Raw genomic sequence first — 15685 nt, forward strand, 5'->3', positions numbered from 1 at the left:
CCAGGAGCTTGCGGGAAGTCTGAATGATGGATTCGTTCTTCAGCACCCAACAGAACACTGCGCTGTAAGAAGCCGGGCAGGCTTCCTTTTTATTTTCCTGCCTCATTGCGAATCAATCATCCGAGCCCTTATAATAAAAGCAGAAGACTGTCCCTTAGAGGTGAAAGGTTTGGCAACTAAGCATGAACAAATTTTAACATATATTGATTCGCTGCCTGTCGGTGAAAAAATTTCTGTGCGGAGAATCGCAAAGGAAATGAAAGTAAGTGAAGGCACGGCGTACAGAGCGATCAAGGAAGCAGAGAATAAAGGCTTTGTCAGTACGATTGAACGTGTCGGAACAATCAGAATTGAACAAAAGAAAAAAGAAAATATCGAAAAGCTTACATATGCAGAGGTTGTAAACGTCATAGACGGACAAGTGCTCGGAGGCCGGGCCGGACTCCATAAGACATTAAATAAATTTGTCATAGGCGCAATGGAGCTGGATGCGATGATGCGGTACACGGCAGCCGGAAATCTTTTGATTGTCGGAAATCGAATCAATGCACACAGACAGGCGCTTGAGGCAGGCGCCGCTGTACTTGTAACGGGCGGATTTAACACAGATGACAGCATCGTGCAGCTGGCAGACGAGCTTGAGCTGCCGATTTTATCCACGAGCTATGACACCTTTACAGTCGCCGCTATGATTAACCGAGCTATTTATGACCAGCTGATCAAAAAAGAAATCGTTCTGGTGGAGGACATTTTAACGCCCGCTGACCGTACGATATATCTTTCACCTAAGGATAAACTTGAAAAATGGTACGAGAAAAATTTTGAAACGGGCCATGGGCGTTTCCCGGTTGTCGACGAACAAATGAAAATCCACGGGATCTTGACTTCGAAAGATATCGCAGGTCACGACCGGAATGCACCCATTGAAAAAGTCATGACAAAAAATCCGGTTACGGTTATTGGAAAAACGTCTGTCGCCTCAGCGGCGCAAATGATGGTATGGGAAGGGATCGAAGTGCTTCCCGTCACTGACGGACACCAAAAACTGATTGGCATGATCAGCCGCCAAGACGTGCTGAAAGCTCTTCAAATGATTCAAAAGCAGCCTCAAGTCGGGGAAAAGCTTGATGATATCGTCTCAAGAGGATTTAAAGATGAGGATGAGGATAAACAGGATCAGACGGTTTATCAGTATGAAGTAACGCCGCAAATGACAAATCAGCTGGGGACGATTTCTTATGGCGTGTTTACGACCATTTTGACGCAAGCGGCCAATCGGTTTTTGCGCTCGAAAAAACGCGGCGAACTAGTGATAGAAAGCATCACCATTTTCTTTTTGAAGCCTGTGCAGATGGAGTCGGTCATCGAAGTCAAGCCGCGCATTTTAGAGGCTGGAAGAAAGTTCGGAAAAATGGAAGTTGAAGTGCACAGCCAAGGCCATATCGTGTCTAAAGCAATGCTGATGGTTCAGCTGATGGAAAGAAGCTAAGGGACGTCTCAGGCGCCCCTTACGCGTGATCTCTTTCAGCTTCTTTGGCGTGAAGGGGATTGTAATGGCTGTAGGCTTTATAACCTGCCCATGCGCTTCCGGCTCCGATGACGATAAAGATGCCGCCGATTACTAACGTTAATACTGAATGGAATAATATCATTTGATTGAGTCCGTAAAACAGCACCAGCGATCCTAATGCCATGCTAGATTTTGCTGAAAAGATTTCTTTTTCCAAAGATTGCTTTGCCCGTACGCCTTTTACTTTATAGTACACATAAAAGCAGGCTGAAAGCCCAATCAAAAAAACAAGAACCAGCATAAATGAAATCCTCCATCGTAAAAGTTTACAAACCCATTCTATACAAAAACGGGCTTGGTTTTGACGTTATTTTTCTTTTCCGTCGGCAGAGAATGTGATTTAATGAAAAAAAACAATAAAGGAGTATCAAATGAAAACAGAATTGATCAGAACCATATCATTATATGACACGATTATCTTACATAGACATGTGCGCCCTGACCCGGATGCCTACGGATCTCAGTGCGGACTTACGGAAATCCTGCGTGAAACGTATCCTGAAAAAAATATTTTTGCGGTCGGCACGCCAGAACCGTCCCTCTCTTTCTTATATACCCTCGATGAGGTGGACGATGAAACATATAAAGGCGCCCTTGTGATCGTCTGCGATACGGCAAATCAGGAAAGAGTCGACGATCAGCGTTATTTATCAGGCGCCAAACTAATGAAAATCGACCACCATCCGAACGAAGATCCTTACGGCGATCTTCTATGGGTCGATACGAATGCCAGCTCAGTGAGTGAAATGATTTACGAGCTGTATTTAGAAGGAAAAGAGCACGGCTGGAAGCTGAATACAAAAGCTGCAGAGCTGATCTATGCCGGCATTGTCAGTGATACCGGACGCTTCTTATTTCCCAATACAACGGAAAAAACATTAAAATATGCAGGCGAGCTTATTAAGTATCCGTTCTCTTCTTCAGAGCTGTTTAATCAATTGTATGAAACAAAACTGAATGTGGTGAAGCTTAACGGCTATATCTTTCAAAATGTGTCTTTGTCTGAAAATGGCGCTGCTTCTGTTTTCATCAAAAAGGATACTCTTGAAAGGTTCGGCACAACGGCTTCTGAAGCGTCGCAGCTTGTCGGGACGCTTGGAAATATCTCAGGTATTCGCGCATGGGTGTTTTTCATAGAAGAAGACGATCAAATCAGAGTCAGATTCCGTTCAAAGGGGCCTGTTATTAACGGACTCGCCCGGAAATATAACGGCGGAGGGCATCCTCTGGCTTCAGGCGCCTCCATTTACAGCTGGGATAAAGCGGAACAGATTTTAGCTGATCTGGAGACGTTATGTAAAGAACACAAGTAGAGGGGAGACCCTCTCTCTTAGTGTTCATCTGTGACGGGGATGAACCAGCAGCCGAACTCAGTAAGGTCCTCGTAGACTTGGAGATTGTGAGATTGAAGTTCTTTTTTGATGAGGGAAGCGAGTGAGTTTGTTTCGGCATATGCAGAAAAACCTTGTCTGAGTCGGGCTGCTTGATCTTTTGCTAACTGACGGTCACTGTAAACCTCCATTTCCCTTCCTCCTCCTTTCGCTATTAAGCCTCATTTATAGTTTATAAAAAAGAATGGGAAAAAGCGACAGGAGTTTGAAAAATTTAAAAAAATTCCATATTTACGTCGCGAATGATATTTCGATTTCTACCGAAAGCCTTGTGTAAATAATTAATTCCTTGACGGCTGCCTCATATTTTTTTTCATTGATCGTATAGACTTTATTTTCAATTGTCCGTTTTAAAAGCTCCTTCGTTTTATAGACGCTTTCTATATCCTTTGTAATGACCTCTGAAATATCATCCTTTACATGCTCCTCGAATTTTGTTTTATCAGGCTGCGAAATTTTATATTTTTCTCCATTCAGCAATTTGACATCGACGCTTTGAATAAGCAGTTTTCTTTTATTGTCTTCATTTAGTTTGTGGAGGTCTTCCTGATAGATGGAAATTTGGTCGTTCAAGTCTTTGACGTGCTCTTTTTGTTTTTCGATGAGGGAAACCTGCTCCTCCTGGAATGTTCCGTATGTAAACAGGAAAAAAAACCAGCTGATCACGGCTCCGCACATCATACCTGCAAAAAAACGCTGCCATCCCGGTTTCTTGTAATGCTGCGGCACTCTCATGAAGAAATATGCTCCTGCGTCAGCCATGAAATAATAAGCCAGCCGCTTTGCGCCCCGCCCATGGCCGAGATAATGAGAAGAATCTGCTTGAATAAATCTCTCGTATTGCCTTCAAGAATACCCCGTTCAAAGCTGTATACCGCATCGAATGTACCGCCGATAGCGGCGACCAGTGCCCATATTTTTAATCTGTTCGCAAGCTTTGTAATAACCGTAAGCGGGGCTTCGCCTGCCAAATATGCTCCAAGGCCTCCGATGAGTGCGCCTCCGATCAGCACCCCTAATGCTATAAAATAACTGTTGATAAAATTTACCATAAAACCAGCTTCCTGATCCATCTTGATCACCTCACCTTTTATATCATATTGAGCATTCGGGACAAGTATGATGACGACTCGAAAAAGAACATTTGTTTCTTTTGAAAACCCGACTTATAATGAAGAAAGAAATGGATCGTAATGGAGAAAGAGGTGATAGCATGTCTTTTGTTCACCTGCAAGTGCATAGCGGGTACAGCCTGCTAAACAGCGCCGCGGCTGTGGAAGAGCTCGTCAGTGAAGCTGACAGGCTCGGATATGCGTCTTTGGCGCTGACAGATGATCATGTCATGTACGGAGCTATACAATTTTATAAAGCATGCAAGGCGAGGGGGATCAACCCGATTATCGGCTTGACGGCTTCTGTTTTCACAGATGATGACGAGCTCGAAGCCTACCCTCTCGTCCTGCTGGCAAAATCAAATACAGGCTATCAAAACCTGCTGAAAATCAGCAGCGTCCTGCAATCGAAATCAAGAAACGGCCTGAAGCCAAAATGGCTTAACAGCTATCGCGAAGGCATTATTGCGATCACCCCCGGCGAGAAGGGCTATATTGAAATGCTGCTTGAAGGAGGGCTGTTTGACCAGGCCGCTCAAGCCGCACTTCATTTTCAGTCTATATTCGGAAAAGGCGCTTTTTATTTATCCTTTCAGCTGTTTAAAGAAAATAAATTCTTATCTGAGCAAATCCTCCGGCTGTCTGAAGAAACGGGAATTCCGGTCACGGCGACAGGCGATGTTCATTATATAAGGAAAGAAGATCAGGCTGCCTATCGCTGTTTGAAAGCGATAAAGTCAGGTGAAAAACTCACTGAGGCATCAAACGAAGAGATGCCGGATCTCGACTTGAAATCCATTGATGAAATGCGTGTTATATACCAAGAGCATCCTGAGGCATTGCAAGCATCTGTTGAGATTGCAGAACAATGCCGGGTTGACGTCAGTCTGGGACAGACCCGCCTGCCATCATTTCCGACTCCAGACGGTACATCCGCGGATGATTATTTGACGGATGTTTGTATGACAGGGCTCCGCAGCCGCTTCGATACACCAGATGAACAGTATATTCGACGTCTTCAATATGAACTTGATGTCATCAAGCGGATGAAGTTCAGCGATTATTTTCTGATCGTATGGGATTTTATGAAGCACGCCCATGAAAAAGGGATTGTGACAGGACCGGGAAGGGGTTCTGCGGCGGGATCGCTCGTAGCTTATGTCCTCTATATCACGGACGTTGATCCGATCAAGCATCACCTGCTGTTTGAAAGGTTTTTAAACCCGGAACGAATCAGTATGCCGGATATTGATATCGACTTTCCGGATACGAGAAGGGACGAGGTCATTCAATACGTTCAGCAGAAATACGGCGCAATGCACGTCGCCCAGATTATTACCTTCGGGACGCTGGCGGCAAAAGCGGCGCTTCGGGACGTCGGAAGGGTATTCGGTGTAAGCCCGAAGGAAGCGGATCAGCTTGCGAAGCTCATTCCTTCAAGGCCGGGCATGACTTTGGATGATGCGAGAAAGCAATCGCCGGAGCTGAATAAGCGACTCAGTGAGTCAAGTCTGCTTCAGCAAGTGTTTACGATTGCCAGAAAAATAGAAGGTCTTCCGAGACATACGTCAACCCACGCGGCCGGCGTTGTCTTAAGTGAGGAACCGTTAACTGATGTTGTCCCGCTTCAGGAAGGACATGAAGGGATCTATTTAACGCAATACGCGATGGATCACCTCGAAGATCTGGGCCTTTTGAAAATGGATTTCTTGGGCTTGCGCAACCTGACACTCATCGAGTCCATCACTTCAATGATTGAAAAAGAAAAAAATATTAAAATAGATCTTTCGAGTATTTCTTATCAAGACGAAAAAACATTCTCCCTGCTGTCAAAAGGGGATACGACAGGGATTTTCCAGCTTGAATCCTCAGGAATGAGAAGCGTTTTGAAAAGGCTTAAGCCTTCAGGATTAGAAGATATTGTCGCGGTAAACGCACTGTACCGGCCCGGCCCGATGGAAAATATTCCGTTATTTATCGACCGTAAACACGGACGCGTGCCGGTTCATTATCCCCACGAAGATTTAAGAGGGATATTGGAAGATACGTATGGTGTCATCGTTTATCAGGAGCAAATTATGGTGATTGCTTCGCGTATGGCAGGATTTTCTTTAGGCGAGGCGGACCTGCTCAGACGTGCAGTCAGCAAAAAAAAGAAAGACATTCTTGACCGAGAGCGAAGCCATTTTGTTGAAGGGTGCTTAAAAAAGGAGTATTCTGTAGACACTGCAAATGAAGTCTACGATTTAATCGTCAAATTCGCAAACTATGGCTTCAACAGAAGCCATGCGGTGGCATACAGCATGATCGGCTGCCAGCTTGCGTATTTGAAGGCTCATTATCCTTTATATTTTATGTGCGGATTGCTTACAAGCGTCATTGGCAATGAGGATAAAATAGCTCAATATCTTTACGAAGCGAAGGGGAGCGGGATTCGTATCCTTCCTCCGTCAGTGAACAAAAGCAGCTATCCGTTTACAGTTGAAGACGGAGCTGTCAGGTACAGCCTCCGTGCGATAAAAAGTGTAGGCGTCTCAGCAGTCAAAGATATATATAAAGCAAGAAAAGAGAAACCATTTGAAGATCTTTTCGATTTCTGCTTTCGCGTGCCGTCAAAAAGCGTAAATCGCAAAACGCTTGAAGCACTCATATTTTCTGGTGCAATGGACGAATTCGATCAAAACCGGGCTACGCTGCTCGCATCGATTGATGTTGCGTTAGAGCATGCCGAGCTATTCGCCGCGGACGATGACCAAATGGGATTGTTTTTAGAAGAATCGTTCTCCATTAAACCGAAGTACGTGGAAACCGAGGAGCTTCCGCTTGTGGATATTCTTGCATTTGAAAAAGAAACGCTCGGTATTTATTTTTCAAATCATCCGCTCTCTGCCTTTCGAAACCAGCTGACAGCGCGAGGAGCGGTACCCATTCAGCAAGCTCAGCAGGCTGTTAAAAAGCAGGTTTCACTCGGTGTCCTGCTGTCGAAAATCAAAACGATTCGGACAAAAACAGGTCAAAACATGGCGTTTTTAACGTTAAGTGATGAGACCGGCGAAATGGAAGCCGTTGTGTTCCCTGAACAATTCAGACAGCTTTCTCCGGTTTTAAGAGAGGGCGCTCTATTGTTCACAGCAGGGAAATGTGAAATCAGGCAGGAAAAAGTCCAGTTTATTATGTCCAGAGCGGAATTGCTGGAAAATATGAATGCTGAAAAAGCGCCATCGGTTTATATGAAGATAGAAAGCAGTCAGCACAGTCAGGAGATCCTGACAAAGATCAAGCGCATTTTGCTGGAGCATAAGGGGGAAACCGGCGTTTATCTCTATTATGAAAGGCAAAAACAGACGATAAAGCTTCCTGAGGCGTTCCATATCGATGCGGATCACCAGGTGTTATACCGCTTAAAAGAGCTGTTAGGTCAAAAAAACGTCGTTTTAAAACAGTGGTAACCATTCGCTTTTTGTTATACAATTGGAGCAATTATGTTACTCTGTTTAAATATTCTGATAGATCTACTCCGCAGAATGCAGCAATCAATGCAGCAGCATACGAATCAAAAAATTCCATTAAGGAGTGTTTAGGAGAATGTCATTAAGAGAAGAAGCATTACATCTGCATAAAGTGAACCAGGGGAAGCTCGAATCCAAATCTAAAGTAGAGGTTAAAAATGCGAAAGATTTAAGCCTTGCTTATTCCCCGGGTGTAGCAGAACCATGTAAGGATATTCATGAAGACATTAACAAAGTATATGATTATACAATGAAGGGGAACATGGTAGCAGTTGTGACAGACGGTACAGCTGTGCTCGGCCTTGGAAATATCGGCCCTGAAGCCGCACTTCCTGTTATGGAAGGTAAAGCCGTTCTTTTCAAAAGCTTTGCCGGCGTAGACGCGTTCCCAATTGCTTTGGGCACAAATGATGTTGATAAAATCATTGAAACCGTTAAATTGCTTGAACCGACATTTGGCGGTGTCAACCTTGAAGATATCGCGGCGCCAAACTGCTTCATCATTGAAGAGCGTCTGAAAAAAGAAACGAACATCCCGGTTTTCCATGACGATCAGCACGGCACAGCGATTGTCACAGTAGCTGGTCTTGTAAACGCGCTGAAATTGTCTGGGAAATCCATGTCTTCCATTAAAGTTGTGGCTAACGGCGCCGGTGCTGCAGGTATTGCGATCATTAAGCTTCTTTACCATTTCGGCGTGCGCGACATCGTGATGTGCGATTCAAAAGGAGCCATTTATGAAGGGCGTCCGAACGGTATGAACGATGTTAAAAACGAAGTGGCGAAATTCACAAACCAAGACCGTAAAGACGGCTCTTTGGAAGATGTGATCGCTGGTGCTGACGTATTTATCGGTGTGTCTGTCGAAGGTGCGCTAACAAAAGAAATGGTACAAAGCATGGCGAAAGATCCAATCATTTTCGCAATGGCAAACCCGAATCCGGAAATTATGCCGGAAGATGCGCGTGAAGCTGGAGCAAGCGTTATCGGAACAGGCCGTTCAGATTTCCCGAACCAAGTAAACAATGTGCTTGCCTTCCCGGGAATTTTCCGTGGAGCGCTTGACGTGCGCGCTACTCACATTAACGAAGAAATGAAGATTGCAGCGGTTGAAGCCATTGCTTCACTAGTATCAGACGATGAGCTTAGCCCAGAGTACGTCATCCCTGCACCGTTTGATAAACGTGTTGCGCCTGCTGTGGCTAAGGCTGTGGCGAAAGCGGCGATGGAAACAGGTGTGGCAAGAATTACTGTAGATCCTGAAGAAGTTGCAGAAAAAACCAGAAAACTTACGATTATTGGCGAATAATTTTAATTCATTCCAAAAATGGCAGCGCGTTGGCGGAGACCGGCGCGCTGTTCTCAAGTTAAACTTGCGGCTGAAATTTTTTTGGGGTCAGGACTTAAAAAAATTTCAGCCGAGTTTAACATGATTTTTGAATACGTTACCAACCTTACTGGTTCAACGATTTATTAGGTTTATCATGAGTCTGTCCGCACGCGTCTGCGGATAAAAAGTTGTCGAATTGAGGATGACAGCGTTTGACAAAAAAAGTACAATAGTTTCGGTAAAGTTATTAGCAAGTCTATCTGTCTGGATGGCATGCGGTGAAGAGAACCCTTCACAAAAGGGAGGTAATCATTTGTTAAAGGATATATTCACTAAAAAGAAAAAGTATGCTTCCGTACCGTCAGATCAAGCGAAGCACGATGTTCCGGAAGGCATTATGACAAAATGTCCTAAGTGTAAAAAAATCATGCTCACTAAAGAGTTGGATAAAAATATGCGGGTATGCATGAACTGCGATTATCATTTCCCAATGAATGCAAAACAGCGTATCGAAAGCTTGATGGATGAACAGTCCTTTGAGGAATTCAATCAGGGGATGTTATCGGAAAACCCGCTCGGTTTCCCGGGATATCTGGAAAAGCTTGAAAAAGATCGTGAGAAAACATCCTTAAACGAGGCTGTTGTCACAGGCAAGGGCACCATCGGGGGATTTCCTGCTGTTGTCGCGGTAATGGATTCTTCATTCCGTATGGGCAGCATGGGCTCTGTCGTCGGCGAGAAAATCACGCTTGCGATTGAAAAAGCAAAAGCGGATAAAGTTCCGTTTATTATTTTTACTGCTTCCGGCGGTGCAAGGATGCAGGAAGGCATATTAAGCCTTATGCAAATGGCAAAGACAAGCTCTGCCTTAAAATTATTCAGTGAGGAACAGGGTCTCATTATCTCAGTCATGACGCATCCGACTACCGGCGGGGTATCGGCAAGCTTTGCTTCTCTTGGCGATTATAATTTTGCGGAGCCTGGCGCGCTGATCGGTTTTGCCGGAAGAAGGATTATCGAACAGACAATAGGCGAAAAACTGCCGGAGGATTTCCAAACGGCGGAATTCTTATTAAAACATGGACAGCTTGATGCGGTTATTCACCGCGACGACATGAAAAAAACGTTAGAGAATCTGCTGGATATGCATCAAACAGGAGGTGACATTGAGTGGCTGCAAGATTAGAATTTGAAAAACCGGTGATTGAACTGCAAACCAAAATCGCCGAATTGAAAAAATTCACCCAGGATTCGGAAATGGATCTGAGTGCAGAAATCGAACGGCTTGAAGACCGTCTAGCTAAGCTTCAGGATGATATTTATAAAAATCTGAAGCCTTGGGACCGTGTTCAAATCGCACGTCTGCCGGACCGTCCGACAACACTTGATTATATTCATTACCTGTTTACAGACTTTTTTGAATGTCACGGCGACAGAGCGTACGGAGACGATGAAGCCATTGTCGGCGGTATTGCCAAGTTCCACGGCCTGCCTGTGACAGTTATCGGTCATCAGCGCGGAAAAGACACGAAGGAAAACCTGGTCCGCAACTTTGGAATGCCTCATCCTGAGGGCTATCGTAAAGCGCTTCGTCTGATGAAACAGGCTGATAAATTTAACAGACCGATTATCTGTTTTATTGACACGAAGGGGGCATACCCTGGACGAGCAGCTGAAGAAAGAGGACAAAGCGAAGCAATCGCCAAAAACCTGTTTGAAATGGCCGGCCTTAGAGTGCCTGTTGTTTGTATCGTCATCGGCGAAGGCGGAAGCGGCGGAGCTCTAGGTTTAGGTGTGGGCAACCACTTGCATATGCTGGAAAACTCTACTTATTCTGTTATTTCTCCGGAAGGTGCTGCGGCACTCTTATGGAAGGACTCCAGTCTTGCCAAAAAAGCGGCGGAAACAATGAAAATCACTGCGCCTGACTTAAAAGAATTAGGTATTATAGATCATATGATAAAAGAAGTAAAAGGCGGAGCGCACCACGATATTAAGCTGCAGGCAAGCTACATGGATGAAACCCTTAAACAATCGTTAAAGACTTTGCTGAAGCTGAATGAAGAAGAATTAATTCAGCAGCGCTATGAAAAATACAAAGCAATTGGGAAAGTATCGATTGAAGATCAATATATCGGGGTAAACTAAATAAACGTGAAGCCTTTGGCTCACGTTTATTTTTTGTGACATTCCTTAAATTTTATTTAAAAACAATTTATTTAATTGTATAATAGGTAAGGTTTCATAGGGAGGATGGAGATCCCTTTTCATTGTTTTTAGGGCAATGATCATGTTATGTTTTAATCATATATGTTTGCTGAGGTGAATGGAGAATGAAACGTATAGGGGTATTGACGAGCGGCGGGGATTCCCCGGGAATGAATGCAGCAGTTCGCGCAGTTGTCAGAAAAGCGATTTATCATGACGTTGAAGTTTACGGCATTTATAACGGATACTCAGGATTGATCAGCGGAAAGATTGAAAAGCTAGAGCTCGGTTCTGTAGGTGATATTATTCATCGAGGTGGAACAAAGCTTTATACAGCAAGATGTCCTGAATTCAAAACGGTTGAAGGCCGTGAAAAAGGGATCGAAAACTTGAAGAAGCTGGGTATCGAAGGGCTTGTCGTTATCGGCGGAGACGGCTCATACATGGGGGCGAAGAAATTAACGGAGCACGGGTTTCCATGTGTAGGTGTACCGGGTACAATTGATAATGACATTCCGGGTACTGATTTTACAATCGGTTTCGACACAGCTTTAAATACAGTAATTGACGCAATTGATAAGATTCGTGATACAGCGACTTCTCATGAACGTACATATGTGATCGAAGTGATGGGCCGCCACGCCGGCGATATTGCATTATGGGCCGGACTTGCAGGCGGTGCGGAATCAATCTTGATCCCTGAGGCTGATTACGACATGCACGAAATCATTGCCCGGCTAAAACGCGGTCATGAGCGCGGGAAGAAACACAGTATTATTATCGTTGCCGAAGGGGTAGGCAGCGGTGTTGAATTCGGGAAACGCATTGAAGAAGAAACAAATCTTGAAACTAGGGTATCTGTATTAGGCCATATCCAGCGCGGCGGTTCCCCAAGTGCTGCTGACCGTGTTCTGGCAAGCCGACTTGGCGCGTATGCGGTTGAACTGCTGCTTGAAGGAAAAGGCGGACGCTGTGTAGGTATACAAAACAATAAGCTTGTAGACCATGATATTATAGAAATACTGGATCAAAAACACACAGTTGAGCAAAACATGTATCAGCTTTCAAAAGAATTGTCTATTTAAGAATGCAGCAGAAGGCTGAAGATTTCAGAAGGAAGTGAACGAATTGAGAAAAACAAAAATTGTTTGTACCATCGGTCCGGCAAGTGAAAGTATTGAAATGCTTACGAAATTAATGGAGTCAGGAATGAATGTGGCTCGTTTGAATTTTTCTCACGGAGATTTTGAGGAGCACGGAGCACGTATTAAAAATATCCGCGAAGCGAGCAAAAAGCTCGGCAAAAACGTCGGAATCCTGCTTGATACAAAAGGCCCTGAAATCCGTACACATACTATGGAAAACGGTGCTATTGAGCTTGAAACAGGCAAAGAGCTTATCGTTTCAATGGACGAGGTAGTTGGAACAACTGATAAGATTTCAGTAACATATGAAGGTTTAGTAGAGGACGTTGAAAAAGGCTCAACGATTCTTTTAGATGACGGGCTTATCGGTCTTGAAGTCCTTGAAGTGAATGCCGCTAAACGCGAAATCAAAACAAAAGTACTAAACAACGGAACACTGAAAAACAAAAAAGGCGTTAACGTGCCGGGTGTCAGCGTCAACCTTCCTGGTATTACTGAGAAAGACGCGAGAGATATCGTTTTCGGTATTGAGCAAGGGGTAGATTTCATCGCTGCGTCTTTTGTACGCCGTTCTACTGACGTGCTTGAAATCCGTGAACTTCTTGAGGAGCATAATGCTCAGGATATTCAAATTATCCCTAAAATTGAAAACCAAGAAGGCGTAGACAACATCGATTCTATTCTCGAAGTGTCTGACGGCTTAATGGTTGCGCGCGGAGACTTAGGTGTGGAAATCCCGGCTGAAGAAGTGCCGCTCGTGCAAAAAGACCTGATTAAAAAATGCAACGCACTGGGCAAACCGGTTATTACAGCGACACAAATGCTTGACAGCATGCAGCGCAACCCGCGTCCGACTCGTGCGGAAGCGAGTGACGTCGCAAACGCAATTTTCGACGGCACAGATGCGATCATGCTTTCTGGTGAAACAGCTGCCGGAAACTACCCGGTTGAAGCGGTTCAAACGATGCACAACATCGCATCCCGTTCTGAAGAGGCGCTGAATTACAAAGAGATTCTTTCAAAGCGCAGAGACCAAGTAGGCATGACGATTACTGATGCAATCGGCCAATCTGTTGCACATACAGCCATTAACTTGAATGCTACTGCGATTGTAACGCCGACTGAAAGCGGCCATACAGCGCGTATGATTGCAAAATACCGCCCGCAGGCACCGATTGTCGCTGTGACTGTAAATGATTCTGTTTCCAGAAAACTCGCTCTTGTATCCGGCGTTTTCGCAGAAAGCGGTCAAAATGCAAGCTCAACTGATGAGATGCTGGAAGACGCTGTGCAAAAATCATTACACAGCGGAATTGTAAAAAATGGTGACCTGATCGTCATTACAGCAGGCACTGTCGGCGAGTCAGGAACAACGAATTTGATGAAAGTTCATACTGTCGGCAATATCATTGCTAAAGGCCAAGGTATCGGCCGCAAATCAGCTTACGGTCCGGTTGTCATTGCGCAAAACGCGAAAGAAGCCGAACAAAAAATGACTGACGGCGCGGTTTTGGTTACAACTAGCACTGACCGTGACATGATCGCGTCTCTTGAAAAAGCGTCTGCTCTTATTACAGAAGAGGGCGGCTTGACAAGCCATGCTGCAGTAGTCGGATTAAGCCTCGGCATTCCGGTTATTGTTGGTTTGGAAAATGCGACATCCATTTTGACAGAAGGCCAGGATATTACGGTTGACGCTTCTAGAGGGGCAGTCTACCAAGGCCGTGCAAGTGTACTTTAATCACATCTGAAAATGGGAAGGGAGCGTATTCCCTTCCTTTTCTCTATTTGTCACTATTTTTGAACGAAGGCGTTTTACACATGTGGGGGGCTGGAGATGAGGTTTTTATTTTTGCTTTTTATTGTGTTTCCGGCAATTGAAATCGGCATATTTCTATTTACGGGCAAGCTGATCGGTATTCTTCCGACGGTTCTTTTGATGATTCTGACCGGGATCATTGGGGCAGCAGCTGCCAAAAAACAAGGAACTGAAGTTTACTTCAAGGTTCAGCGTGACCTTCAATACGGAAAGATGCCTGGTGAAGCGATTGCTGACGGCCTGTGCATCTTTATTGGCGGCCTTTTGCTGATGCTGCCAGGCTTTTTATCAGACCTGGCCGGCGCATGCCTGCTTATCCCGTTCACCCGCAGCTGGTGTAAGCCGATCCTGTTCAAATGGCTGAGAGGCATGTCGAAGAACAAGCGGATCATTATAAAATAAAAACGGCAGCCTGCATTATGGGCTGCTGTTTTATTTTTGCTGGACAGTGATGTAGGACCATATTTCCTTTAAGGCACCTGTTGTAATAAAAGCCTGGATGACGACGAGAACGGCAGGACCGGCAATCAGTCCTAAAAATCCGAACAATTTAAAGCCGGCAAAGAGGGCAATGAGTGTTGCCAGCGGATCGATTCCGATTGATTTACTTAATATTTTCGGCTCTGTCAGCTGCCGCTGAACGAGTACGATAAGGTACAGCACACCAATTCCAATTGCTTGAGGAAGCTGGCCTGTAATCGATAAATACAAAATCCACGGCACGAAGACGGATCCTGCTCCTAAATAAGGGAGAAGGTCGACTAGCCCGATTAAAAAAGCAATCGTTGCTGCATGCTCAACCTTTAAGAGAGAAAGACCGATGAATACAATGACCATCGTAAGGAATACAAGAACAGCCTGCGCTTTAATGAAACCGGTCATTGCTTTTTTTAACTCGCTGCTGATCGCCTTTCCGTTTGCTGTTATTCGATCCGGCAGCACTGAAGCGAGCATCGCTTTCAGCTTGTGCCAATCCTTTGTCATGAAAAATGTAGCAAGAAGTGAAAATATCAAAACAGCCGCGGTATTCGGAAGCAGCGCGAAAAACTTCGGGATCATTTCAAGAATGTGAGACAGCAGCAGTCCTGCGTTTTTGGCAGCGGAATCTCCAAGTGTCTGAATGTGAGTGACGATGGAAGCCTGCTGGTTGGTCTCCAATTCATGAAATAAAACGGTCAGTTCGTGATAGAGCGGCTGGATATGAGTGGTAAACAGTTTTTCACAATAAGAGATAAATGTGCTGATATGCGGGGGAAGGGTTTTTGCAAGATATGCAGTCCCTGTTACGATTTCTGCTATCACAATGGTCAGCACACCGAACGCCGCGAGCAGAAAAAAGGCAAGCACGCCGATGACATTTAAAGTTCGCGGGAATCCGGTCACCTTGTCCAAGTAGTCTACAACAGGGTGAATCGCTGTTGAAAGAATAAGGGCAATGAGGAACGGATATGTTAACGGAAACGAATAATAAACAGCGGCTGCTGATCCGGCTGTAAGCGACACGACAAAGAGGGTTCGGAAAAAAATAGTGATATAGGATTGATTCACAAAAACGCTCCTCCTCTCGTCAGCATGTCCTATTGTTATGTTTATTCACGGTA

Annotated in this window: 14 protein-coding genes; 9 read left to right on the forward strand and 5 right to left on the reverse strand. The window is 44.8% G+C overall.

Features of this window, described 5'->3' with window-relative positions:
• Positions 1 to 169: 169 nt before the first annotated feature.
• Entirely contained in the window at positions 170 to 1489 is a 1320-nt protein-coding gene (locus KXD37_RS00935) for a CBS domain-containing protein (protein ID WP_044153858.1), read from the forward strand.
• A gap of 19 nt (positions 1490 to 1508) precedes the next feature.
• Here the strand turns inward: KXD37_RS00935 and KXD37_RS00940 are convergent, their stop codons facing one another.
• Positions 1509 to 1811 carry a YtpI family protein gene (locus tag KXD37_RS00940; protein ID WP_024122467.1) on the reverse strand — a complete coding sequence of 101 codons (303 nt, stop codon included), beginning with the start codon at positions 1809 to 1811 and terminating at the stop codon, positions 1509 to 1511.
• Positions 1812 to 1941: 130 nt separating this feature from the next.
• Here KXD37_RS00940 and nrnA point away from each other — a divergent pair, with 130 nt between their 5' ends.
• Positions 1942 to 2883: a bifunctional oligoribonuclease/PAP phosphatase NrnA gene (gene nrnA, locus KXD37_RS00945; RefSeq protein WP_127696651.1), complete on the forward strand. Its 942-nt coding sequence runs from the start codon at positions 1942 to 1944 to the stop codon at positions 2881 to 2883.
• Positions 2884 to 2900: 17 nt separating this feature from the next.
• Here nrnA and KXD37_RS00950 read toward each other — a convergent pair whose 3' ends face one another.
• The 3 genes from KXD37_RS00950 to ytrH all read right to left on the reverse strand — a co-directional run bounded on the left by KXD37_RS00950 (position 2901) and on the right by ytrH (position 4034).
• On the reverse strand, positions 2901 to 3092 hold the full coding sequence (locus KXD37_RS00950; RefSeq protein ID WP_010335284.1) for a hypothetical protein: 192 nt from the start codon (positions 3090 to 3092) through the stop codon (positions 2901 to 2903).
• A 100-nt stretch (positions 3093 to 3192) separates the two neighbouring features.
• Entirely contained in the window at positions 3193 to 3696 is a 504-nt protein-coding gene (gene ytrI, locus KXD37_RS00955) for a sporulation membrane protein YtrI (protein WP_024122465.1), read from the reverse strand.
• Positions 3693 to 4034, reverse strand: coding sequence for a sporulation membrane protein YtrH (gene ytrH / locus KXD37_RS00960; protein ID WP_024122464.1), 342 nt, complete (start codon positions 4032 to 4034; stop codon positions 3693 to 3695). Before ytrH ends, ytrI begins: the two co-directional genes overlap by 4 nt.
• 140 nt (positions 4035 to 4174) lie before the next feature.
• On the opposite strand from ytrH, the gene dnaE reads away from it, so the two are divergent.
• From dnaE to KXD37_RS00995, 7 genes are all read left to right on the forward strand, one after another.
• Positions 4175 to 7522 (forward strand): DNA polymerase III subunit alpha, encoded by a 3348-nt coding sequence (gene dnaE, locus KXD37_RS00965; RefSeq protein ID WP_254517829.1) that lies wholly within the window; start codon positions 4175 to 4177, stop codon positions 7520 to 7522.
• A 136-nt stretch (positions 7523 to 7658) separates the two neighbouring features.
• Positions 7659 to 8891, forward strand: coding sequence for an NADP-dependent malic enzyme (gene maeB, locus KXD37_RS00970; RefSeq protein WP_095714225.1), 1233 nt, complete (start codon positions 7659 to 7661; stop codon positions 8889 to 8891).
• Positions 8892 to 9225: 334 nt separating this feature from the next.
• On the forward strand, positions 9226 to 10098 hold the full coding sequence (gene accD / locus KXD37_RS00975; RefSeq protein WP_044153863.1) for an acetyl-CoA carboxylase, carboxyltransferase subunit beta: 873 nt from the start codon (positions 9226 to 9228) through the stop codon (positions 10096 to 10098).
• The gene (gene accA, locus KXD37_RS00980; protein ID WP_024122460.1) at positions 10083 to 11060 is read left to right on the forward strand and encodes an acetyl-CoA carboxylase carboxyl transferase subunit alpha; all 978 of its coding nucleotides are present in this window, start codon (positions 10083 to 10085) and stop codon (positions 11058 to 11060) included. The genes accD and accA overlap by 16 nt, the downstream gene beginning before the upstream one ends.
• A gap of 185 nt (positions 11061 to 11245) precedes the next feature.
• Positions 11246 to 12205, forward strand: coding sequence for a 6-phosphofructokinase (gene pfkA / locus KXD37_RS00985; RefSeq protein WP_024122459.1), 960 nt, complete (start codon positions 11246 to 11248; stop codon positions 12203 to 12205).
• A 43-nt stretch (positions 12206 to 12248) separates the two neighbouring features.
• Positions 12249 to 14006 carry a pyruvate kinase gene (pyk, locus tag KXD37_RS00990; RefSeq protein WP_024122458.1) on the forward strand — a complete coding sequence of 586 codons (1758 nt, stop codon included), beginning with the start codon at positions 12249 to 12251 and terminating at the stop codon, positions 14004 to 14006.
• A 96-nt stretch (positions 14007 to 14102) separates the two neighbouring features.
• On the forward strand, positions 14103 to 14486 hold the full coding sequence (locus tag KXD37_RS00995) for an FxsA family protein (protein ID WP_106020252.1): 384 nt from the start codon (positions 14103 to 14105) through the stop codon (positions 14484 to 14486).
• A gap of 30 nt (positions 14487 to 14516) precedes the next feature.
• Here KXD37_RS00995 and ytvI read toward each other — a convergent pair whose 3' ends face one another.
• Positions 14517 to 15632: a sporulation integral membrane protein YtvI gene (gene ytvI, locus KXD37_RS01000; protein ID WP_106020251.1), complete on the reverse strand. Its 1116-nt coding sequence runs from the start codon at positions 15630 to 15632 to the stop codon at positions 14517 to 14519.
• Positions 15633 to 15685 lie beyond the last annotated feature (53 nt).

Origin of the sequence: Bacillus sp. XT-2, from assembly GCF_025696525.1 — a bacterium.
Lineage (GTDB): Bacteria > Bacillota > Bacilli > Bacillales > Bacillaceae > Bacillus > Bacillus halotolerans.

Bases quoted from the DNA above. Each gene is read 5' to 3' on its own strand.
- ytrH (WP_024122464.1), bottom strand. From the start codon at position 4,034: ATGGATCAGGAAGCTGGTTTTATGGTAAATTTTATCAACAGTTATTTT.
- KXD37_RS00950 (WP_010335284.1), bottom strand. From the start codon at position 3,092: ATGGAGGTTTACAGTGACCGTCAGTTAGCAAAAGATCAAGCAGCCCGA.
- dnaE (WP_254517829.1), top strand. From the start codon at position 4,175: ATGTCTTTTGTTCACCTGCAAGTGCATAGCGGGTACAGCCTGCTAAAC.
- nrnA (WP_127696651.1), top strand. From the start codon at position 1,942: ATGAAAACAGAATTGATCAGAACCATATCATTATATGACACGATTATC.
- maeB (WP_095714225.1), top strand. From the start codon at position 7,659: ATGTCATTAAGAGAAGAAGCATTACATCTGCATAAAGTGAACCAGGGG.
- ytrI (WP_024122465.1), bottom strand. From the start codon at position 3,696: ATGAGAGTGCCGCAGCATTACAAGAAACCGGGATGGCAGCGTTTTTTT.
- KXD37_RS00995 (WP_106020252.1), top strand. From the start codon at position 14,103: ATGAGGTTTTTATTTTTGCTTTTTATTGTGTTTCCGGCAATTGAAATC.
- pfkA (WP_024122459.1), top strand. From the start codon at position 11,246: ATGAAACGTATAGGGGTATTGACGAGCGGCGGGGATTCCCCGGGAATG.
- KXD37_RS00940 (WP_024122467.1), bottom strand. From the start codon at position 1,811: ATGCTGGTTCTTGTTTTTTTGATTGGGCTTTCAGCCTGCTTTTATGTG.